Genomic DNA, 20,221 nt, shown 5'->3' with positions numbered 1-20,221 from the left:
CGCGATTAGAAGAAGCCCAGCGGATTGATGTCGTAGCTCACCAGCAGGTTTTTGGTCTGCTGATAGTGGTCGAGCATCATCTTGTGGGTTTCACGGCCGACGCCGGACTTCTTGTACCCGCCGAACGCGGCGTGCGCCGGGTACAGGTGGTAGCAGTTGGTCCACACACGACCGGCCTTGATGGCGCGGCCCATGCGGTAGGCGCGGTTGATGTCGCGGGTCCAGAGGCCGGCACCGAGGCCGAACTCGGTGTCGTTGGCGATGGCCAGGGCTTCGGCTTCGTCCTTGAAGGTGGTGATGCTCACCACCGGGCCGAAGATTTCTTCCTGGAACACGCGCATCTTGTTGGTGCCCTTGAGCAGGGTCGGCTGGATGTAATAGCCGCTCGCCAGGTTGCCCTCGAGCTTTTCCACCTTGCCGCCGGTCAGCAGCTCGGCGCCTTCGCCCTTGGCGATTTCCAGGTACGAAAGAATCTTGTCGAATTGCTGCTCGGACGCCTGGGCGCCGACCATGGTGTCGGTGTCGAGCGGGTCGCCACGTTTGATTTGCAGGACCTTCTTCATCACCACTTGCATGAATTCGTCGTAGATCGACTCCTGCACCAGCGCGCGAGATGGGCAGGTGCAGACTTCGCCCTGGTTGAAGAACGCCAGCACCAGGCCTTCAGCGGCTTTTTCGATGAAGGACGGTTCGGCCTTCATGATGTCTTCGAAGAAGATGTTCGGTGACTTACCACCCAGCTCCACGGTGGACGGGATGATGTTTTCGGCGGCGCATTTCATGATGTGCGAGCCGACCGGGGTCGAGCCGGTGAAGGCGATCTTGGCGATGCGTTTGCTGGTGGCCAGGGCTTCGCCGGCTTCGCGACCGAAACCCTGGACGATGTTCAGCACGCCGGGTGGCAGCAGGTCGCCGATCAGTTCGACCAGCACGGTGATGCCCAGCGGGGTTTGCTCGGCAGGCTTGAGCACCACGCAGTTACCGGCGGCCAGGGCCGGGGCGAGTTTCCAGGCGGCCATCAGGATCGGGAAGTTCCACGGGATGATCTGCCCGACTACGCCCAGTGGTTCATGGAAGTGATAGGCGGCGGTGTGTTCGTTGATTTCCGCTGAGCTGCCTTCCTGGGCACGGATGCAACCGGCGTAGTAGCGGAAGTGGTCGGCCGCCAGCGGGATGTCGGCGTTAAGGGTCTCACGCACGGCCTTGCCGTTGTCCCAGGATTCGGTGATCGCCAGCAGTTCGAGGTTCTGTTCGATGCGGTCGGCAATTTTCAGCAGCGCCAAGGCGCGGTCCTGCACCGAGGTCTTGCCCCAGGCATCAGCGGCTGCATGGGCAGCGTCCAGCGCCTTGTCGATGTCTTCGGCGCTAGAGCGGGGGAATTCGGCAATCGGTTGGCCATTCACGGGAGAAGTTGTAGTGAAGTATTGACCATTGACCGGTGCGACGAACTCACCGCCGATGTAGTTGCCGTAGCGGGACTTGAAGGAAACGACGGCACCGGGAGTGCCAGGATGGGCATAGATCATGATGAGGTTCTCTTGTTGTTATCGGTTGAACAGGCGCAGGCCCGTATCGATGCCATGCAATGCAGAAGGGCCGTAGTCCAGCTGTCGCTGGCCGCTTTTTCGGCGGCCAGCGATAGCTGGAACCTGTCAGCAGCCCTGCGGAGTTTCGCCGCGCGCCAGACGGGCATTGATGTCGTCAATGACGGCCGGCAAATCGACGATGGTGTCGATCAGGTAGTGCGGGCGCGAGTCCTTGAACATCTTGATGATGCGTGTGCGCTCTTCGGCCAGCTCCTCCAGGGACAAGTCCTTGAACTCCTCGTAGGTCAGGCCCAGTGCGTTGCCGGAGCAGGTCAGTGCGACCGTCCACATGCCCGCGCTGCGGCCTTCGAGGATGCCCGGCCAGGTGTCGTCGACCTTGACGCAAGCCGCGACGTCACTGATGCCCAGGGCAATCACGTTAGCCAGGGCTTGCGCAGGATGTGGCCGGCCGTTGGGCACTTCGTCGGTGGCAACCACATGATCGGTGACGTAACCGTTCTTGCGCGCCAGTTCCACGACCTTCTCCATGACCACGGCCGGGTAACCCGAGCAGGAACCGATTTTCAGGCCCTTGTCACGCACGGTCTCGATGGCTTCCAACGCGCCGGGAATCAGCGCTGAGTGCAAGGCGATCTTCTCGATCTGCAGCGGCATGAAGCGTTCGTAGAGGGCGGTGACATCCTCGTCCGTCGGCAGGCGACCAAAGGCTGCGTGATAGCGCTCGGCGATCTGCGGCTCGTTGCACAGCGTGCGGATGTGGTCCCACTTGCCCATGCCCATCGGCCCACGGGCTTCTTCCAGAGAGACCGCAACGCCGAACTCGGCAAAGGCTTCGACAAAAATCTGCGTCGGGGCGAAGGAGCCAAAGTCCACGACGGTGCCTGCCCAGTCCAGTACCACGGCTTGCAGTTGATCAGGTTGTTGGTAGTGCATGGTGATTGCTCCAGTGATGGGGAGGTTGGACGTTCGGGTTCAGGAAGTGGTGCCGACGATGACCGGCTGTATCGCCAGCGAGTCGACCGACTTGGTTTCCAGTGTTTTCGGGCGGCTGTTCCAGAAGGGCACCAGCATCAAGCTGGCCAGGAGCGCAGCGCCGGTGAAGACCAGGAACACGGTGATGGTGTCGAAGTAACCTGGCAACAAGCCGCCGAGGATCGCGCCTATCGAGCCGCAGCCATTGACGAAGCCCGCGGAGGAGGCCGCGCCGTCCTTGCTGCCGAAATCAATGGCAGCCGAGCCGCTGATCATCGAGTCCGGGCCGTAGAGGGTCATGCCCATCATGAACAGCAGGCCGACCACCATGTAAAGACTGCCGCTCTGCATGGCGGGAACGAACAGCCCCAGGGAGATGGTCAGGACAACCAGGCTCAGCACGCAGGCCGGGATACGACGCGCGCCGAAGTACTTGTCCGATGCGAAACCGATGAGGATGGGACCCACCAGGCCTGCCAGTTCAAACGCCGTAGGGACGATGGCGGAGGCCACTTTGCCGATCTCGGGCATGCGCTCGTAGATAATCACCGGGCCCCACAACAGGATTGCATAGCGCGCGGGCTTGAGCATGAAGTAGGCAAGACCGAGCACCAGCACGGTGCGGTTTTTCATCACGGTGCGCAGACCGGCCCACAGGCTTTCACGCGGGACGACGACATTGCTGACAGGCTCGATTTCGATCTCGACGGGAGGCAGGCCGACATCCTCCGGCCGGTTGCGCTGCAACCAGAAGAACAACAGCGCCACCACCAGCACGACCACCGCGCTGCTGATGAATGCCAGACGCCAGTCGTGGTATGCGCTATAGGCCCACCAGCCGGCAAATGGGGTGGCGACCAGCCCGCCGAATGCGTAGCAGGTACACCAGTAACCCATCACGCGGCCACGTTCGCCGGTACTGAAGAAGCTGCCAACGTTCTTGCACAGGCCCGACCAGCCGGTGGATTGGGCAAGACCCTGGACCAGCATGCAGGAGACGAATATCGGCAGCGTGGCATAGGTGCCCATGAGCAGCGCCGCCAGCGCCGAGATGACCAGGCCGCTGAGCACCACGACCCTCGGTCCGAAGCGGTCGGCAAAATTGCCCCAGAGAAACTGGCCCACGGCGTAAGCGGTCAGGTAGAGCGCATCGAGGTTGGCCATCATGGCCTTTTCGAGCATGAAATTCGGGTCCTCGCCAATACCCAGCTTGGCCACGGAAAACGCCTTGCGGGTGAAGTAGAACGCGGCATAGGCGAACCAGGTGATGAGGAATATCTGCAGGCGCCAACGCTGCAACGATTTCCACCCGGTCGCGAGAGGACTTGTGGTGTTCTTGTTCATGGAGTTCTGATCCCGTATGAGGTGCCAGACAGCGCAATTAATTGGTTTTTGTTTTTGTTTTTGGTGCAGAAGACCTGTCCACGCACACGCCATCGTCTGGATGGCCGTGTGGATGGCATCAGGCTTCATGAATTAATGAATTGCTGTGATCGCTGACTCCTGCCCGGCACTGCCGAGCGATAAGTCACCGCATCCATTGTTTAAAAAAAGATCCCCGCCCAAAGGTGCTACCCATTGCACCTGTGCTCGAATCGGCCGGGACCTTTAAAGGGGTCGATCAGGCTGCCGGCTTTTGCATGTCGACGTTCATCGCCAGAAGGCTGTCGGCGATGGCGCGCAGCAATTGGTGGACGATGTGTTCGTCGATCTGGCCGATGCAGCCGATGCGGAAACTGTCGGCTACCGTCAATTTGCCCGGGTAGATGATGAACTGACGGGCTTTGAGCTCATCGTAGAAACGCTTGAACTCGAAATTCGGATGTTCCGGACTGAAGAACGTGGTGATGATCGGCGACAGCCAACGATCTTCCAGCAGGGTCTTGAAACCCAGCTCGCGCATGCCTGAGACCAGGACATCGCGGTTGCGCGTGTAGCGTGCCAAACGGCCGTGCACACCGCCTTCTGCGCTGTGTTGTTCCAATGCCTTGTGAAACGCCACCACGCTATGGGTCGGAGGCGTGAAGCGCCATTGGCCGGTGCGCTCCATGTAGGTCCATTGCTCGTAGATATCGAGGCTCAGCGAATTGGCGCGACCCTTGGCGGCTTCTATTACAGAGCGGCGGATGATCACGAAGCCAAAGCCTGGAATGCCCTCGATGCATTTGTTGGCCGATGACACCACCACGTCAAAAGCGATGTCGTCGATGGTCAGCGGCACGGCGCCGAAAGAGCTCATGGCGTCAATGATCAAACTCTTGCCATGCGCCTTCACCACATCGGCGATTTCGCGCAATGGGTTGAGGATGCCGGAGCTGGTTTCGCAATGAACGAGAAAGACATTGGTGACGTCGGGGTTGGCCTTGAGCAAGGCGTCCACTTCCTCGGGTTGCGGGGGCAGGTAATCGCCCTTGTCGAGGGTGATGAAGTCACGCCCCAGGTATTCCAGGGTCTTGGTGGCACGCTGGCCATAAGCGCCGTTCATCAGCACCAGAGCCTTGCCGTCTCTAGGGATGGCAGTGGCCAACGCAGCCTCCACCGAGTAACTGCCGCTGCCTTGCAATGGCACGCAGGCGAAGCTGTCATCCTCGACGCCGGCCATGCTCAGCAGATGCTGGCGAACTTCAGCGGTCACCTGGTTGAAAGAAACGTCCCATGAACCCCAATCGCGCAGCATCGCTTCCTTGGTAGCCTTGGACGTGGTCAGTGGGCCTGGTGTCAGCAGGTAGGGTTCACCCAGGGCGGGTGTTGCCAGGGCATGGGTGGTGGGAAATTCAGCTTTGGTCATGATCTTCTCCGGCGATGTTGTTTTTGTGGGGAGTGATGCATGGCGCAATAAAATCACTTAAAGAAAAATAATTGAAATCGATTAATCACATGTCATAAATAAGCTGAGCTTATGGGCTTGTCGTCTATAGCTGCACTGACGGGTAACGCCCCTCCAGCCCTTCTGGTGGTGCCCGAGCCGCTGGTGTGTGCACCGTCGGTCGCCTTTCTCCTGTGCAGGTTGACCTGACGCCAGAAAGGGCTAGCTTTCACTGGGTGGGAAAATTTCCCACGTAGATGATTAAGGATAATCGTAAAGCTTGCTCCCATGCCGCCTTCGGATTGCAACGCGAATCGCGTTGACACGGTTCGCGGTCAATCTCCAGGAGAATGCACGATGAATACTTACCTGCTGTTCAAAAAAGGTTTACTGGCGCTGGCAATCGGTGGCGTCCTCTCGGCTTCCGTCGTTTTGGTCCCGGATTCCATTTCCCATGACTCCAGTGCCTATGCCAAGGATGGTGGTGGTGGTGGTGGTGGTGGTGGTGGCAACGGCGGTGGCGGTGGTGGCGGCAACGGCGGTGGCGGTGGTGGCGGTAACGGTGGTGGCGGTGGTGGTGGCAACGGCGGTGGCGGTGGTGGAAGCCACGGCGGTAACGGCGGTAACGGCGGTGGCGGTGGCGGTAGCGGTAGTGGCGGCCACGGTGGTAACAGCGGTGGCGGCAGCGGTAGTGGAGGCCACGGTGGTAACAGCGGTGGCAATGGCGGCAACAGTGGTGGCGGTGGCAACAGTGGGAATGGCGGCAACAGTGGCCATAGCGGCAGCGACCATGGCAGTGGCAATGGGAATTCAGGCCATGCCAGCTCTGGAAACTCGAACTCCGGTCGCAGTGGTACCCATGCAGAACCGGGTGACGACCATGGCGTTCACGTCGGTGGCGAGCCAGGTGACGATCATGGCGTCCATGTCGGCGGTGAGCCGGGTGACGATCATGGCGTTCATGTCGGTGGTGAGCCGGGTGACGACAATGGCGTCCATGTCGGCGGTGAGCCGGGTGACGACAATGGCGTCCATGCTGGTGGTGAGCCGGGTGACGACAATGGCGTCCATGCTGGCGGCGAACCTGGCGACGACAACAGCCGGACCTGAAGCGGCCTGACGACCTCATACAAAACCCGGGGGAGCGGTTTTGTATGAGGCACCGCAAAAAATACGCGCGTGGGCTCATGGGATTAATTCCCACATGGCTATACTTGGGTTATCTATCCAGGAATTCGCTGAATGCAATCGTCCACGCTGCCCATCTCCGTCCTCAAAGCCCTGCGGCATGTCATGCGGCCGCTGGTGCGCCTGATGCTGCGCAAAGGCGTCACCTATCTGGTGTTTGCCGATCTGCTCAAGGAGGTTTTTGTCGATGTGGCGGACCGTGAGTTCCGTCTGGACGACAAGGCACCGACCGACAGCCGCATCAGCCTGCTCACCGGCGTGCACCGCAAGGATGTACGGCGTTTGCGCAACAGCAGCGACCCCGCTTCTTCCACGCTTCCGGAAAACATCACCTTCGGTGCGCAACTGGTCAATGCCTGGACCAGCGCACCTTTCTGCAACGACGCTGGCCAGCCACTGCCGCTGCCTCGATTGGCCAGTGTCGGCGGCGACCGTTCCTTTGATGCCCTAGTGGCGAAGGTCAGCACGGACATCAGGGCGCGGGTGGTCCTGGATGAGTGGTTGCGCCTGGGGGTCGTGCGCCTTGATGAACAAGAGTGCGTGCACCTCGAAGCCCAGGCCTTCGTGCCGCAAAAGGGCTTCGATGAGAAAGCGGCTTACCTGGGGCATAACCTGCACGATCATGCCTGCGCTGCGGTACACAACCTGAGCAGCGAGGGGCCGGCCTTTTTTGAACGCAGCGTCCACTATGACGCACTGTCCCCGATGAGCGTCGAGGCGTTGCGCGAGGCCGTTGCCAGCGAGGGGATGCAGGCCCTGTTGAGCTTCAATCGACTCGCCGCCGAGCTGGAATTCCGCGATCTGCCCAGCCTTGAGTCGCGCCAGCGCATCACGGTCGGCCTGTACTTCTACACTGAAGCTTCCGATCCCGACTTACCGACGGCTCCCAAGCCATGACCATCAATCTGCACCTGATTCGCGCAGTTGCCCTCGTTATGGGCCTGGGGTTTGCGATTGTGTTGCAAGCCGCCCCAGGCTGCGTGAGCGAGAATGACGTGGGCACCATTGAAGTGCCGGTCATCCAGGCTCCGGGTGGCACTGGCGGTACGGGCGCGGCGCCTGGTGGCATGGGCGGTACCGGCATCAGCACCGACAACGGCGGTGTGGGCGGTACCGGTGCGCCGCTGAAAAAACGCCCCGGCGGCATTGGCGGCACTGGTGCCGTTGCAGGCGGCGTGGGTGGCACGGGCATCAGCAATGACAACGGCGGGATCGGTGGCACTGGCATTGTCGGCACCATCACCGGGTTCGCCTCGATCTGCGTCAATGGCGTGGAAGTGCACTTCAACAAAAACGTCCCAGTCAGCGAGAACGGCATTGCCGCCACCAGCACCCAGCTGGCAGTCGGCCAAGTGGTTGCCGTGCAAGCGTTCAATTCCACGCGCGGTCTGGAAGCCGGGCGCATTTCGATCCTGCACGTCTACGAAGGCCCTTTGACAGCCTTGCCTCGAGACTCCTTGCCCATGCGTGTCATGGGGCAACCGGTGCGTCTGGCCAGCGGTGCTCAAGTCGCTACCGGCCTGCGTGCGGGTGATCCCGTGCGGGTCAGCGGGCTGCGCGATGCCCGTGGTGAAGTGGTGGCCAGTCGCATCGACCGGGCGCCCGGCCTCAAGGAGGCCAGTGCCATCGGTCCGGTGGATCGCAGCGGTTATCTGCAGGGCCTCAAACTCAGCAATCACCCAGGTCCGGCCCAGGAAATGCTGGTGCGCGGCCAGTGGTCCGGCCGCGAGCTGGACGTCAGCCAAAGTCGCCCCGACCCGAGCCTGCCCTTCATTGGCCGGGCACACAATGCGGTGATCGAGGGTCTGGTACAGGGTCGGCAGGACCACCGCCTGGTGGTGGGTGGCTTTAACGTGACACTGGCGCGCGACACCACGTTTGTCGGTGTGCAGCCTTCGGAGCTGGGGCTGGATCGACGCGTGCGGGTCATCGGCGTGTTCAGTGGCGCACGTGACGTAACGGCCACGCGTATCGAATTGCCCCGCGAGCGCTCCGATTCGCCAGCCAGCAACCAGCACGGGCGAGTTCGAGGCAGCGAGCAAAATACGGACGACTCAAGTGGCTCGGGCAATTCGGGCGACTCGAGCGGCTCCAATAGCTCTGGCAACTCGGGGGATTCCGGCAACTCGGGGAACTCGGGCAGTGACAGGAGCGGCCGCTCCGGGAGCGAAGGCAGCGGTGTCGAGGATACTCGCCACGGGGGCAATGACAGTCATGGCGGTGGCGACCAGATAGAACGGGTGAACGTGGACAACTCCGGCAAGTCAGAGCGTGTCGAGAAGGTCGACCAATCCGGCAAAGTCGAGAAAGTGGAAAAGGTCGAGAAGGTCGAGAAGGTCGAAAAAGTAGAGAGGGTGGAGAAAGTCGAAAAAGTCGAACGCCCGGAGAAGGTTGAAAAGGTCGAACGCCCGGAGAAAGTCGAGAAAGTTGAGCGACCAGAAAAAGTCGAGAAGGTAGAAAAAGTCGAAAAGGTCGAGAAAGTTGAAAAAGTCGATCACTCTGGCAGGTCGGGTTAAACAGTGCGGGGATGATGCACTTTTGCCATAAGTCACTAGGCTGTGTAAGTCACGCAACAAAGCATGCGTGTGAACTTCGATGACGCAAGACACGAGGTGAACATGGACCCCAAGCGCATCCTGCTCGTCGGTTGGCTTGCCAGCCTGGCCCTGCCGGCGCTGGCCGATACCTTCTCGACCTCGATCGGAACCGACTACTCCCGGGGCGATTATGGCACTGGCACTACCTCCGAAACCTGGTATGTCCCGCTGGTGGGGAAATACGAAACCGGTCCCATGACCTACAAGCTAACCGTGCCCTGGCTGCGCATCACCAATCCTTCGGTCGGCCCTGATGGTGAGCCGTTGCCCGGCGGTTGCGACAAGGTGGAAAGCGGTTTGGGCGACACGGTCGCCGGTGCCGACTATGCCGTGCTTGACGGCAATATTGGCGGGCTGTTCGTGGACCTGATCGGCAAGGTCAAGTTGCCCACCGCCGACGAAGACAAGTGCCTGGGCACCGGCAAAACCGACTATTCCGCCCAGGTCGATGTCGCCAAGGCCTTCGGCCGGGTGACCGGTTTCGCCACCCTGGGCTGGAAAAAATTCGGCGACCCGTCGGGCTCCGACTTCGACAACCCGATATTCGCCGGCCTGGGACTCGCCATGCCCGTGTTCGCGCGGACCTCGGCGGGGGTGTCCTACGACTGGCGGCAGAAGGTCGTTTCCACGGGCGACCAGATCAAGGAACTGACCCTCTTCCTCACGCATAAGCTCAATCAGAACTGGAAATTTCAGTTATATGCCGTCAAGGGTTTTTCCGACGCCAGCCCGGATGCCGAGGCTGGGCTGGTTTTCACCCACACCTACTGATACCCGCCTGGTTCCCTGCGCTGATGCGTTTCACCGCCTCGGCCCGGACCATCGTCTGCGTGAGTCCGGATGTTCGGTCGTTGACACACGGGCTGACAGAACTAATCTATAGGTGTGGGAATATTTCCCACGCATAGATGCTGACTGGCTCTGAAGGATCGTTCGGAAAGCGCAGTTGCTCGATTTTGCTGCAGATTAATGGCCGTGCCGGTTGGCTGGCCGCTCCAATGGGCGGCCGGGAACTCACTGGACATTGCGTTCGATACGGAGATGACGGCGCAACTCCAAGCGGAGGTGCATCATGCTTCTCAAGAAATGTTTGTTGGCTCTGGCAATTGGTGGGGTCCTGTCGGCCTCGACTGTCCTGGTACCTGATTACATCGGTAGCTTCTCCAGCGTGTACGCCAAAGATGGCGGCAGCGGTGGTGGGGGCGGCGGCGGAGGCGGTGGTGGTCACGGCGGTGGCGGTGGCTCTGGTGGCTCCGGAGGTGGCGGTCACGGTGGTGACGGCGGAGGCGGCCACGGTGGCGGCAACGGCCATGGCGCTGGTGGTGATCATGGCGCTGGAGGCGATCATGGTGCTGGAGGCGATCATGGTGCTGGAGGCGATCATGGTGCTGGAGGCGATCATGGTGCTGGTGGTGATCATGGCGCTGGTGGCGATCATGGTGCTGCAGGAAATGGCGGCCCGGGGCGCGGCGACGCTGACCATGGTGCTGTGGCGGGGAACAGAGGCCCAGGTAATGCCCGTGGCAACAATAACAATAACGACGATGCCGCGGATGCAGCCAGGGACGCTGCAAAAAATGATGCAGATGCAGCCAGAGACGCTGCCAGGGCTGATGCGGATGCCGCCCGGGATGCGGCAAAAGCTGATGCGGATGCAGCCAGGGACGCCGCCAGGGCTGATGCGGATGCAGCCAGGGACGCTGCAAGAGCTGCTGGCGTAGTGGGTGCAGATGCGACCAGAGATGCAGCGAGGGCTGCTGCAGATGCCGCCAGGGATGCCGCGAAGGCAGACGCAGATGCAGCCAGAGATGCCGCGAGGGCAGCTGCAGATGCAACCAGGAACGCCGCCAAAGTTGATGCGAACGCGGCCAGAGAGGCGGCCAAGGCCGAGGCCAGGGCAGCCAGGCAGGATGTCGCGGATGCCCCAGACGCCCCAGACGCGCCGGATGTAGACGTGCCTGAGGTACAGAACTAGGCCTGCACGCTACGCAACGGCAGGCATACCCGTAGAAAACGTCCTGGCAGTTTCAAGGACGTATAAAAAAAGTCGCAAACCCTGCAGGGTTTGCGACTTCTTTTTGCCATCGTGTTACGCGGTCCGAAACATCGACCGGGACGCGCTACATCGATTAGCCGTTGGTGCGATTGCTCGCCTTGGCCTTGCTTTGAGCGACAGCGGCTTCAGCCTTCTGTTTCTGCGCAACCTGGAAGGCTTCCATCGAGACTTTGCGGGACGCCTCCATGCGATTGAAATTCTTGTCACCACCACCCGTGGCCATGGCCAGGGAAGAAGCGGTCAGAGCGGCGATTACGAAGAGAGCTTTCATGGATTTCATTTGATTATCCTCAAGGGAAAAAGTGAGATTTAGTAAACAATTAACAGCGAATTCGTGGGCTAAAGCTGAACGGGCTTAGCGTTACCATCCAGCCAGGGCAGCGTTTCTGCTGTCCCAGGTGCGTTGCTCCATACGGCCTTCAGCGTCTTTGTTTTTTGCCCAGGCGGTGAGCAGTACCATCGCGCCAAATCCACCGACGATGAGCACTGGATAGGCGGCCAGCAACTCGACCAGCGAGTACTTCCAGGCCAATGGGCGACCAACACCGAGCATCGCGGCATAGAACCACGACACACCAGAGAGGGCGCCGGAGAACAGCGCGAGCATGCGCAAGTTGAAGGAAAGTTTGAGTATCGAACCGGCCTTTTTCAGTGCCGGCAATACAGCGCTATGCAACAGGAAGCCATTAAAAGTCAGCAGTACAACGATGCCGATCTTGGCTTGTAACTTTGGATTGAGGAAATACTCCATCCCTTTGCCAGCATAATCGATGCCGATAATACCAATGCCGGTAATCCAGAGCGCTACAAGTGCAAGCGATACGGTTTTTTGAAGGCTTTCCATGTGCGCGTCATCCTGGTGACCCGACACATCTCCCTTCAGGAGTTGCTTGACCATTGCAATATCACTGGTCAAGACCAGCCCGATTGCCACACAGCAGGCGATAAGATGGAAATATACAACGCCCAAGCGCACATATTCCGCGGCTGGCGCAGACAGTATACCAAGCTCCATGACTACCTCTTTGTACTAATAGTGGATCAACATGACTTCAGCACGGCTTAATTGGATTTTTCCGTTGCTGACCGCAGTCAGGATCCAGCAATTTCTATTATTTAATCTTGCGGCATTACGCTGCGAAGAAAAAAGCGAGTTTCTCGAATGAACTTTTAATCATTCGACCAGTTCCATTTCAGGTAACAAAAAACCTCATTCGCACTTGGTGCATACATGAGGTTTAACTTCCGCTTCTGGGGGTCAGGTGAGGCTCGCAGCCCGTGTCACCTGTTGCGTATTCTGAACGATAAAAAACGAATCCGTTCATTTTTTGATCAGTTTTGCTGACCAACGGCAGTGCCGTGGTTGATCGCATATTGCTATCACTGAAAGGCGCAGCCACCACCCTTACTGGCTTTCGGCGGGTCGGGAGACAGATTAACGCCATGCCGATTTTTTCGTGTTTTTTTGCATATTCCATGGGAAAAATCGGAGGTTATAAGCCATTCAACCATCAAAAAAGCCCTGGCCGGGGTAAAAACAAGGTCAAGGAACGCCCATTTTTCCCTCGAAAAAAGCACCTTCCGGACAGTTAATTGCGTCGTGCAGTGCGCCTCGCCACGCCGGCAACGCTTACGGGGGTAAGAGGGCGCCCGACCACAGCCTCGGCTTGAGGAATGAAACTGTGGACACCGGGGATCGACAAAGTCTCTCCCAGTTCAAGCGCGCACATCACGACGAATCCCCCCAGGAGCAGGCCAGCCGACTTCATCAAGAGGTTCATTTGGTTTTTCCTCGCACAAAATTGCTCGGCAAGTCCTCGGCGTTGGGCAGGTCCTTGAGTTCGATTTTTTTCGCGTCCGTCGGGTTTTTAAAAGCAAAGTCATCAGCTGCAACGGTATCGCCGCTTTTCCAGTCGCTTAGCTGGATGCTGTACTGCGGGCCTCCGGCAATCTGTTTGGACGTGATGGAGTATCGGCAGGGATAGGGCCGGTCGCCCTGGGCAATCCAGATCTGCCAATCCACCTCTTTCTTCCTGAAGGCCAGGTGATCGCATTCCACGCCACCGATAACGCCACTGCCCAGATCCTTGATGTTGTTCACGCCGGCCATCAGTTGTTCTTCAGGATTGGACATGAACAGGTCCGCGCCGGGAAGTGGCCTGTTGTATTTATCCCTCAGCACATCGAGGAGATGATCAAGCGTGCCCGGTACTTCGACCTGCGAGTAAATATTCTTGCCTTTTCCCAACAAGGTCAGCGTCTTGCCATCGAATAACATCTCGATATCTGTAAAACCGCTGGAACGCGTACTGCGCAACTTGTCGGGTCGGTTGATAGCGACAGTGCCGGAACCCGCCAGTGAGAGCCGTTGCTGATCTTTAGTGACGACTTCAAGAATGGTGTCGTAGTTGAACGATATGCTTTTTTGCGCTGACATATAGTCGGACATGTTCTTGAGCAAACTCTTGGCATAGGCCTCATCGGCTAATACTCCTGCCGGCGCGCCAAGACCAATCAACAATGCAAGTCCCGCCCCGGTGATGCGGGTCATAGAGGACTCGATCAATATCCGGGCGATCTTTTCCATAGGAGTCACCACTACAGTGTGCAAGAGGAGGAATGCGGATATACAAAGTTAGTCCCATCAGCGGTTGCGCGCTGTTTATCGGGGCACCACTCATCTGATATCAAGTGTGAAATATTCGCCGAACACTGGGAGCGTTCTCCGCTTTTTGTAGTTGTCGGGAAAGACTCTCAGGCGGGGAATCGGGCTATCCAGTGCCGGGCAATCTCTTCGCGCCGGCAGATCCACACCGCGTCGTGGCCTTGCACGTAATCGAGAAAGCGCGCCAGCGCCATTGCACGTCCAGGATGGCCACTGATCCGCCCATGCAGGCCGATGCTCATCATCTTCGGGTGATGCGCACCTTCCTGCCACAGCAGGTCGAAAGCATCCTTGAGCAGCCGGAAGAAATCTTCACCGCAGGCGAAACCATTGGGCAGCAGATAGCGGGCGTCGTTGTTGACCAATGTGTAAGGGATGACCAGGTGGGCGGGCGCGCCTGGGAGCCAATAGGGCAGGTCATCGTTGTAGGCGTTCGAGCTATAGAGAAACCCGCCTTCTTCACGCAACAGGCGGCGGGTGTTCTGGCTGACCCTTCCGGTGTACCAACCTACGGGGCGTTTACCGCAGGTCTGCTCGATCACGTCGAGGGTCAGGCGAATATGCTGCCGCTCCTGGTCTTCAGGCATGTCGCGATAGTCCAGCCAACGGTAGCCATGCCCGGCAATCTCATGACCGGCATTGCAGAGCGCATGGCCAATCGCCGGGGTGAGTTCCAGGGCACGGCCGACGGCAAAAGCGGTCAGCGGCAGGCCGCGGGCGCTGAACAGTTGCAGAATGCGCCACACACCTGCGCGCGCTCCGTATTCGTACATGCCCTCGACGCTCAGGTCCGCTTCCCCCACACGCGGCGGGCGCCCCGGTAACTCGTGCAGCCAGGCCTCCGACTGCGCATCGCCATTGAGGATGCATGACTCCGCGCCTTCTTCGATGTTGAGTACGAACTGCACCGCGATGCGCGCCTCACCGGGCCATTGCGGGTGGGGCGGGCAGCCGCCATAACCGGTCAGGTCGCGAGCGGCCATCAGCCCAGCTCGAAGGTCGTGACGCCGAACACACGTTCGTGCGCGATCGCCGGAGGAGGGCCGAGGTACATGCGTGCGCAACCGAAAACCTCGATCATGCCCTGTTGCTGCACGAGCGCCATCGCGGCGGGATTATTCTCCGGGGCATCGAGAAACAGCGGGCCACCCTGGGCAAATTCCGCCAGGCGTGCGTAGAGGGCATTGGCTGCCAGGGCGTCATCGGCGAACAAGGGGCCGATCTTGTAGCCTTCCCGGCAGCGCCTTGCTACGCCATAGCCGCCTAGCCTGCCCTCGCGACGGCAACCCACGGCGAGGGCATCGGCCTGGGTTATCCAGCCGCTCAGGAAGCTTGCGCGCGCGGCGGGAAAACAGGTGCGGTCGTATTCGACAACCTGATCGAACGGGAAGGCGGCCAACGGGACGATGTCCTCGTCGCCTGCCTGCGAGGTCATCGGGCGGGCGGTGAGATTGGCACGAAAACGCATGTTGCGATGGGAGAAGACGAAACCACCCTTGGCGTAGTAGTCCTGCATCGCGAAGACGCCGTCCATGCCGATGCTCGCGCTTGGGTGCAGGCGGGCGAGGAGGCGCTCGCGGCGTGCATGCCAGAGGGTATTGCCCAGGCCTTGACCGCGATATTGCGGCCGGACAATGAAAAAACCCATGAAACCGAATTCGCCATTGTAGGAGGTGATGGCACCGCCGCCGATCAATTCGCCGCCCCGGGTCGCCGCGATGAAGGCGGCAGGGTCCGTCGCCCAGAACAGCTCGGCATCGTGAACGCCTGGATTCCAACCTTCATGGGCAGCCCACTCGACGAGCTCGTCCAGCTCGGGACGGGTCATGTTGCGTATGACCAGCTGATTCGACACCGCGAAGTTCTCCCCAGTCGCTAATCGAGCGTGTGGTCGATCCCCACTCCGGACCTTTTCGGTATAGCTTCAACCCGAGTATTGATCCAGCTCGTCACGTCACCTGAAGGCGTTCATGGGGGCGCTTTCAAAAAGCGCTGTTCATGATCAGGCTGCGGCAACAGGCAGGTGTCGTATTTCCCAAAGAGCCGATAACGGTTTAGCGCAATGCGGTCGTAGGCCCAATCCAGAAATTTGCGAGGGAAGATGCGCAACAGGTTCACGGGGCGCCAACGTGCGGGCAATTGGGCAAAGACTTCGAAATAGGCATCCGAACGCTCCCAGAAGTGTCGGTCGCGGATCACCGCCATGGTGTCGAATTGATCCAAGGGCAAACCCGCCCATGCGAGCAGAGCCTGCCCCTCGGGTGACTGAACCGCCGCCAGGCGCAGACGCCGCTGGCGGTCATGGCGAATCACGAACCGCACCCAGCCATTGCACAGCTTGCAGACACCGTCGAACAAGACCACCGTCTCTCCGGGTTCGAGCAGTGGCGCGGGTGTGGGGCGGATTTGCGAGGCTGGCATAAACGTGGGTCCAAGGGCGCCTGGTTGTTCCGGATCATAACCGCGTGCCAGCGTTGTTAGTCTGCATTTGGTCGATTGCCCCCAGGTTACGAAGGGGGGCAATCGATCCATGGCAGACGTTGCAGCGAGTCGACTATAGAGCGCTCAGCTTCTATATTTCAGCGCCTCCACCAATGCAGAAAAGGCGGGCGACGCCTGGCGTCTGTTGGGGTAATACAAATGGTAACCCTGAAACACAGGACACCAGTCGGCCAGGACTTCTTTGAGTCGGCCGTCGGCCAGATACGGTGCGACCAATTCCTCTGGTACATAGGCCAGGCCAACGCCATCAACGGCGGCATTGAGAACATGCATGATGCTGTTGAAAACGAGTTGCCCCTCTGCCTTGACCGTAAACGCCTGGCCATCTCGCTCAAACTCCCAGGCGTAGATCGCCCCTGATGGCCTGTGTCGGATATTCACGCAGTCATGGGCGGTCAACTCATGGGGCGTCGCGGGTGCCGGATTGCGTTCGAAATATGCTGGAGATCCCACCACCGCCAACCGCCAATCCGGCCCTATGCGAACGGCGATCATGTCCTTGCTGATCGATTCGCCCATGCGAATGCCGGCATCAAAGCGCTCCTCGACCACGTTGGTGAATCCATAGTCGACGTAGAACTCCAGTGTGATATCCGGGTAACTCTTCAGGAAGCCTGCAAGCATCGGCCGAATGCACAACTCAATCTGATCGTCAGTACAGGAAATACGAATCGTGCCACTGGGCTTGTCCCGTAATTCGCTCAAGGCTTCAAGCTCAACAGCGATCTGATCAAAAAGCGGGGCGATCGAGCGCATCAATCTTTCTCCCGCCTCTGTCGGCGACACATTGCGTGTCGTGCGGGCCAGCAGACGTATCCCCAGTCTTTGTTCAAGTGCCCGGATCGTATGACTTAGCGCAGAAGGCGTAACCCCCAGTTTGGCGGCGGCCTTGGTAAAGCTTTGATCGCGCGCCACTGCCAGAAAAGCCTGGAGATCGTTGACTTTGGTATGGGCCATTGCTGAATTTTTCTCAAAACCACATGAAGATTACACCCACTAATCAGGGTATCTCGAATCCGTCAAGCTCTGTCATCTATCCGGAACGGAGCGCTGACGATGAGCGAGACACCTGTAACCCTCCCTGAAGCCATAGAAGCCTTGACCCCTCCTGGGCTTGATCGGCGCGAATTCGTAAAGGCCAGCGTGAGCATGTACGACACGGGCGCCGTCACCCGTCATGGTCCGGGGCGCTCAGTGACTGTCGAGCAACGCCAGGCCCCGCGTCCGCTGCTGTTCATCACAGGCCATCAGGCGCACTCCAGAGCGTTCAGCGAGGACGCCTACCAACGCGCCGCCGAACCCAAGGAACTGGCCTGGGTTCCCGGCGCGGGTCACGTGGATCTGTACGACCGCGTGAACTTGATTCCCTGGACCAAGCTCACCGCCTTTTTTACCCGGCACCTGACGGCGGTTGGCTAACAGGCCAGTGCTTCAGCCAACAACTGTTTGATAAGAGGTTTTTGCATGACGGCTCAAGTATTCGACACCCCGGTAAGTGATGCCCTCGGCACGCCGGGGACTGGGGAACTGCCGGCTTACTGGAGTGGCATCTTTGCGATGACGCTGTGTGTATTCGCGCTGATCGCCTCGGAGTTCATGCCGGTCAGTTTGCTCACGCCGATTGCGTTGGATCTGCAAATCAGTGAAGGACTGGCCGGGTATGGGATCGCCATTTCCGGCGCCTTCGCGGTGCTGACAAGCCTTTCGATTTCCAGGCTTGCGGGCGCAATGGACCGCAAGACGCTGTTGCTGCTACTGACCGGGATCATGTGCGTGTCGGGGCTGGTGGTCGGTCTGGCGCCAAACTATACGGTGTACATGATGGGGCGTGCGCTGATCGGCGTGGTGATCGGCGGGTTCTGGTCGATGTCGGCGGCAATGGCCATGCGCCTGGTACCGTCCCATAGCGTGCCCAAGGCCCTGGCAATCTTCAACGGCGGCAATGCTTTGGCAACCGTAGTGGCCGCGCCACTGGGAAGCTATCTGGGGAGTGTCATCGGTTGGCGGGGGGCTTTTTTCTGCCTGATTCCGGTCGCGATCATCGCGTTGACCTGGCAATGGATCAGCCTGCCAAGCATGAAGGCGGCGCCGCGCAAAGCGGGCGCTGGCAATGTCTTTCGACTGTTCAAGAGCCCATTGGTCAGTTTCGGCATGTTGAGTGTGGGCGCTTTTTTCATGGGGCAGTTTGTACTGTTCACCTATCTGCGCCCGTTCCTGGAGACCGTCACGGGTATAGATGTTTCCACGTTGTCGATGATCCTGTTGGTCATCGGCGTGGCGGGTTTTGTCGGAACCATCCTGATCGGCACTTTCCTGAAACTCGGCATGTACCGCGTCCTGGTCTGCATTCCACTCTTGATGGCTGCCATTGCACTTTCCTTGATTGTCCTTGGCGACGGAGTCGTGGCAGCGTTTGTATTGCTGGGGCTGTGGGGGCTGATCGCGACGGCGGCACCTGTGGGGTGGTGGTCGTGGTTGGCCAGGGCGTTGCCCAAGGACGCTGAAGCCGGTGGCGGTCTGATGGTGGCAGTCATTCAGCTATCCATTGCGCTGGGTTCTACCCTCGGTGGGCTGCTGTTCGACGGGAGCGGCTATCGCATGACCTTTTTCGCAAGCGCTGTCTTGCTGGTACTCGCCGCCGTGATGGCCTTGTTCACATCGCGACACCAGGTCTAATAGAAGGCCGGCTTTAGCCGGTCCCGGTGAGCGAAGCGAACGCATTGTCAGGCGTATTCAACGGAGTCTTCCATTTAACTATTTTCTGCCTCGGGTGCACGGAAGGCCTTGCTGTAGTAGCCGGACTGGTCGAAACAGCAAACCTTCTTCTTGCCGGATGCAAGCATATCGCAGGCATCACCAATTCGTTTTGCGCGCGTCTTGAGTTGCTTGGCTGAGGTGATCCAATGTATCCAGTCTACTCGTGCGATGGTCGTCGTATTGTTCCAGACTTCACGAGCCTCAGGAGTGGCTGCCAGTGCCTCCTGAAAGTCTGCCGGGATGTCAGGCTCTGGCTCCTTCTTCACAGGGGTTAGCGCTAGCGTAACGACATCCCCAACGGCCACGCCCGCGGCTTCGAGTAACTCGCTACTTACCGGCAGCCAATGGCTCAGCTGACCATCCGGCTCAAGGGTTGCCTGGAAACGGTGCCCATTGATGGTGCCTTCAACGCTCGTCCTTCCCCGCCTCGGAAGCTGTTCACTCGCGTCTCTTGGCAGTACTACGAACGCCCACGACGTATCATTGCCAGGCTTTGCCGGACGAAGAAGCTTTGCTTCGAATCGGGATTTCACATCGATTGATGTCATTGCAACTCCTTCCACCAATACGCCTGACTACCATTTGGCGGCATCACTGTCGGTTTTAAACGCGACATTGATGGCGCCAAGCTCAGTTGCGGTAAAGATTCAGTGCAGAAGGTGGAAGCTACCTAGTGTCCGCTAGCCTGTCCAGCGGGTGCTTCTGGCCCAGAGTGCTGCCTGTCGCGAAGGGCAGCAGTCGACCGCTTCTGTTGAAACAGTCGGATTTTCAGCTCGCCTGAACTCAGGCACGACTACCACCGGAGAACCTACTCACCACATTGAGTGGTTTCTCGGCCCTTCGTTGACCTTTGTTGCTTTGTTATTGGGTTAATTTGAGGTTTTTGGCTTAGTGCAGGCGCACCTATCTCAAGGCTCAACCGGCAGAACCACCGATACGCCACGTTCAAATGGGCCTCTTCGCACAACCGCCGCTCTAAGCGAATGCCTTAGCAATAGCCCACGATCATCATGCGAATCATCAGTTCAGGATCAATCGACGGACGCCCGATCGGGCTATAAAAAATCGGCGAGGTAATGGCGCAGGTCGCCCAGATCGAGACACCGATCAATGCTGCCGGCAATCGGTGAT

The 20,221-nt window shown here is 59.2% G+C and carries 18 protein-coding genes and 2 pseudogenes; 7 read left to right on the top strand and 13 right to left on the bottom strand.

Features of this window, described 5'->3' with window-relative positions:
- Nucleotides 1–5: 5 nt before the first annotated feature.
- The 4 genes from QMK54_RS18520 to QMK54_RS18505 form a co-directional block, all read right to left on the bottom strand.
- Nucleotides 6–1,526, bottom strand: coding sequence for an aldehyde dehydrogenase family protein (locus tag QMK54_RS18520; RefSeq protein WP_320401079.1), 1,521 nt, complete (start codon nt 1,524–1,526; stop codon nt 6–8).
- Between the two features lie 126 nt (nt 1,527–1,652).
- Nucleotides 1,653–2,480 (bottom strand): phosphonoacetaldehyde hydrolase, encoded by an 828-nt coding sequence (gene phnX, locus QMK54_RS18515; RefSeq protein ID WP_110662077.1) that lies wholly within the window; start codon nt 2,478–2,480, stop codon nt 1,653–1,655.
- A gap of 39 nt (nt 2,481–2,519) precedes the next feature.
- Nucleotides 2,520–3,863 (bottom strand): MFS transporter, encoded by a 1,344-nt coding sequence (locus tag QMK54_RS18510; protein ID WP_110662076.1) that lies wholly within the window; start codon nt 3,861–3,863, stop codon nt 2,520–2,522.
- A 277-nt stretch (nt 3,864–4,140) separates the two neighbouring features.
- The gene (locus tag QMK54_RS18505) at nt 4,141–5,307 is read right to left on the bottom strand and encodes a 2-aminoethylphosphonate--pyruvate transaminase (RefSeq protein ID WP_110662075.1); all 1,167 of its coding nucleotides are present in this window, start codon (nt 5,305–5,307) and stop codon (nt 4,141–4,143) included.
- A 375-nt stretch (nt 5,308–5,682) separates the two neighbouring features.
- Here QMK54_RS18505 and QMK54_RS18500 point away from each other — a divergent pair, with 375 nt between their 5' ends.
- From QMK54_RS18500 to QMK54_RS31225, 5 genes are all read left to right on the top strand, one after another.
- Complete coding sequence (locus QMK54_RS18500) at nt 5,683–6,435, top strand: hypothetical protein (protein ID WP_413787341.1); 753 nt, start codon at nt 5,683–5,685, stop codon at nt 6,433–6,435.
- A gap of 132 nt (nt 6,436–6,567) precedes the next feature.
- On the top strand, nt 6,568–7,410 hold the full coding sequence (locus QMK54_RS18495; protein ID WP_320401078.1) for a DUF6502 family protein: 843 nt from the start codon (nt 6,568–6,570) through the stop codon (nt 7,408–7,410).
- Nucleotides 7,407–9,029, top strand: a complete 1,623-nt coding sequence (locus tag QMK54_RS18490) for a DUF5666 domain-containing protein (protein WP_320401077.1) — start codon at nt 7,407–7,409, stop codon at nt 9,027–9,029. Before QMK54_RS18495 ends, QMK54_RS18490 begins: the two co-directional genes overlap by 4 nt.
- 102 nt (nt 9,030–9,131) lie before the next feature.
- Nucleotides 9,132–9,881, top strand: coding sequence for a hypothetical protein (locus tag QMK54_RS18485; RefSeq protein ID WP_103392924.1), 750 nt, complete (start codon nt 9,132–9,134; stop codon nt 9,879–9,881).
- A gap of 301 nt (nt 9,882–10,182) precedes the next feature.
- Complete coding sequence (locus QMK54_RS31225; protein WP_413787340.1) at nt 10,183–11,085, top strand: hypothetical protein; 903 nt, start codon at nt 10,183–10,185, stop codon at nt 11,083–11,085.
- Nucleotides 11,086–11,239: 154 nt separating this feature from the next.
- On the opposite strand, the gene QMK54_RS18475 is transcribed toward QMK54_RS31225, so the two are convergent.
- The 7 genes from QMK54_RS18475 to QMK54_RS18445 all read right to left on the bottom strand — a co-directional run bounded on the left by QMK54_RS18475 (nt 11,240) and on the right by QMK54_RS18445 (nt 17,290).
- Complete coding sequence (locus tag QMK54_RS18475; RefSeq protein WP_320401075.1) at nt 11,240–11,446, bottom strand: co-regulatory protein PtrA N-terminal domain-containing protein; 207 nt, start codon at nt 11,444–11,446, stop codon at nt 11,240–11,242.
- 81 nt (nt 11,447–11,527) lie between these two features.
- On the bottom strand, nt 11,528–12,181 hold the full coding sequence (locus QMK54_RS18470) for a hypothetical protein (protein ID WP_320401074.1): 654 nt from the start codon (nt 12,179–12,181) through the stop codon (nt 11,528–11,530).
- 762 nt (nt 12,182–12,943) lie between these two features.
- Complete coding sequence (locus QMK54_RS18465) at nt 12,944–13,753, bottom strand: DUF2092 domain-containing protein (protein ID WP_320401073.1); 810 nt, start codon at nt 13,751–13,753, stop codon at nt 12,944–12,946.
- A 167-nt stretch (nt 13,754–13,920) separates the two neighbouring features.
- Complete coding sequence (locus QMK54_RS18460) at nt 13,921–14,814, bottom strand: polysaccharide deacetylase family protein (protein ID WP_320401072.1); 894 nt, start codon at nt 14,812–14,814, stop codon at nt 13,921–13,923.
- Nucleotides 14,814–15,686: a GNAT family N-acetyltransferase gene (locus tag QMK54_RS18455; protein ID WP_320401071.1), complete on the bottom strand. Its 873-nt coding sequence runs from the start codon at nt 15,684–15,686 to the stop codon at nt 14,814–14,816. The genes QMK54_RS18460 and QMK54_RS18455 overlap by 1 nt, the downstream gene beginning before the upstream one ends.
- Before the next feature lie 113 nt (nt 15,687–15,799).
- A complete protein-coding gene (locus QMK54_RS18450; RefSeq protein WP_320401070.1) occupies nt 15,800–16,252 on the bottom strand; it encodes a thiol-disulfide oxidoreductase DCC family protein in 453 nt (150 codons plus the stop codon).
- Between the two features lie 144 nt (nt 16,253–16,396).
- Nucleotides 16,397–17,290, bottom strand: a complete 894-nt coding sequence (locus QMK54_RS18445; RefSeq protein WP_110657762.1) for a LysR family transcriptional regulator — start codon at nt 17,288–17,290, stop codon at nt 16,397–16,399.
- Between the two features lie 258 nt (nt 17,291–17,548).
- On the opposite strand from QMK54_RS18445, the pseudogene QMK54_RS18440 reads away from it, so the two are divergent.
- Together QMK54_RS18440 and QMK54_RS18435 are read left to right on the top strand one after the other, a co-directional pair.
- Nucleotides 17,549–17,752 (top strand): annotated as a pseudogene (locus QMK54_RS18440) (alpha/beta hydrolase); the annotation flags it as partial.
- Between the two features lie 45 nt (nt 17,753–17,797).
- On the top strand, nt 17,798–19,009 hold the full coding sequence (locus tag QMK54_RS18435) for an MFS transporter (protein ID WP_320401069.1): 1,212 nt from the start codon (nt 17,798–17,800) through the stop codon (nt 19,007–19,009).
- Nucleotides 19,010–19,083: 74 nt separating this feature from the next.
- Here QMK54_RS18435 and QMK54_RS18430 read toward each other — a convergent pair whose 3' ends face one another.
- Both QMK54_RS18430 and QMK54_RS18425 read right to left on the bottom strand, forming a co-directional pair.
- Nucleotides 19,084–19,638, bottom strand: a complete 555-nt coding sequence (locus QMK54_RS18430) for a YdeI/OmpD-associated family protein (protein WP_320401068.1) — start codon at nt 19,636–19,638, stop codon at nt 19,084–19,086.
- A 347-nt stretch (nt 19,639–19,985) separates the two neighbouring features.
- Nucleotides 19,986–20,205 (bottom strand): annotated as a pseudogene (locus QMK54_RS18425) (transposase); the annotation flags it as partial.
- Nucleotides 20,206–20,221: the final 16 nt, after the last annotated feature.

The sequence above is a fragment of the Pseudomonas sp. P5_109 genome (assembly GCF_034009455.1).
Classification (GTDB): Bacteria; Pseudomonadota; Gammaproteobacteria; order Pseudomonadales; family Pseudomonadaceae; genus Aquipseudomonas.
Note: the sequence above shows the minus strand (reverse complement) of the source record. Positions and strands in the feature narration are given on the sequence as shown.

Coding starts and splice junctions, on each gene's coding strand:
- QMK54_RS18520 (WP_320401079.1), bottom strand. CDS start 1,526: ATGATCTATGCCCATCCTGGCACTCCCGGTGCCGTCGTTTCCTTCAAG.
- phnX (WP_110662077.1), bottom strand. CDS start 2,480: ATGCACTACCAACAACCTGATCAACTGCAAGCCGTGGTACTGGACTGG.
- QMK54_RS18510 (WP_110662076.1), bottom strand. CDS start 3,863: ATGAACAAGAACACCACAAGTCCTCTCGCGACCGGGTGGAAATCGTTG.
- QMK54_RS18505 (WP_110662075.1), bottom strand. CDS start 5,307: ATGACCAAAGCTGAATTTCCCACCACCCATGCCCTGGCAACACCCGCC.
- QMK54_RS18500 (WP_413787341.1), top strand. CDS start 5,683: ATGAATACTTACCTGCTGTTCAAAAAAGGTTTACTGGCGCTGGCAATC.
- QMK54_RS18495 (WP_320401078.1), top strand. CDS start 6,568: ATGCAATCGTCCACGCTGCCCATCTCCGTCCTCAAAGCCCTGCGGCAT.
- QMK54_RS18490 (WP_320401077.1), top strand. CDS start 7,407: ATGACCATCAATCTGCACCTGATTCGCGCAGTTGCCCTCGTTATGGGC.
- QMK54_RS18485 (WP_103392924.1), top strand. CDS start 9,132: ATGGACCCCAAGCGCATCCTGCTCGTCGGTTGGCTTGCCAGCCTGGCC.
- QMK54_RS31225 (WP_413787340.1), top strand. CDS start 10,183: ATGCTTCTCAAGAAATGTTTGTTGGCTCTGGCAATTGGTGGGGTCCTG.
- QMK54_RS18475 (WP_320401075.1), bottom strand. CDS start 11,446: ATGAAATCCATGAAAGCTCTCTTCGTAATCGCCGCTCTGACCGCTTCT.
- QMK54_RS18470 (WP_320401074.1), bottom strand. CDS start 12,181: ATGGAGCTTGGTATACTGTCTGCGCCAGCCGCGGAATATGTGCGCTTG.
- QMK54_RS18465 (WP_320401073.1), bottom strand. CDS start 13,753: ATGGAAAAGATCGCCCGGATATTGATCGAGTCCTCTATGACCCGCATC.
- QMK54_RS18460 (WP_320401072.1), bottom strand. CDS start 14,814: ATGGCCGCTCGCGACCTGACCGGTTATGGCGGCTGCCCGCCCCACCCG.
- QMK54_RS18450 (WP_320401070.1), bottom strand. CDS start 16,252: ATGCCAGCCTCGCAAATCCGCCCCACACCCGCGCCACTGCTCGAACCC.
- QMK54_RS18445 (WP_110657762.1), bottom strand. CDS start 17,290: ATGGCCCATACCAAAGTCAACGATCTCCAGGCTTTTCTGGCAGTGGCG.
- QMK54_RS18435 (WP_320401069.1), top strand. CDS start 17,798: ATGACGGCTCAAGTATTCGACACCCCGGTAAGTGATGCCCTCGGCACG.
- QMK54_RS18430 (WP_320401068.1), bottom strand. CDS start 19,638: ATGACATCAATCGATGTGAAATCCCGATTCGAAGCAAAGCTTCTTCGT.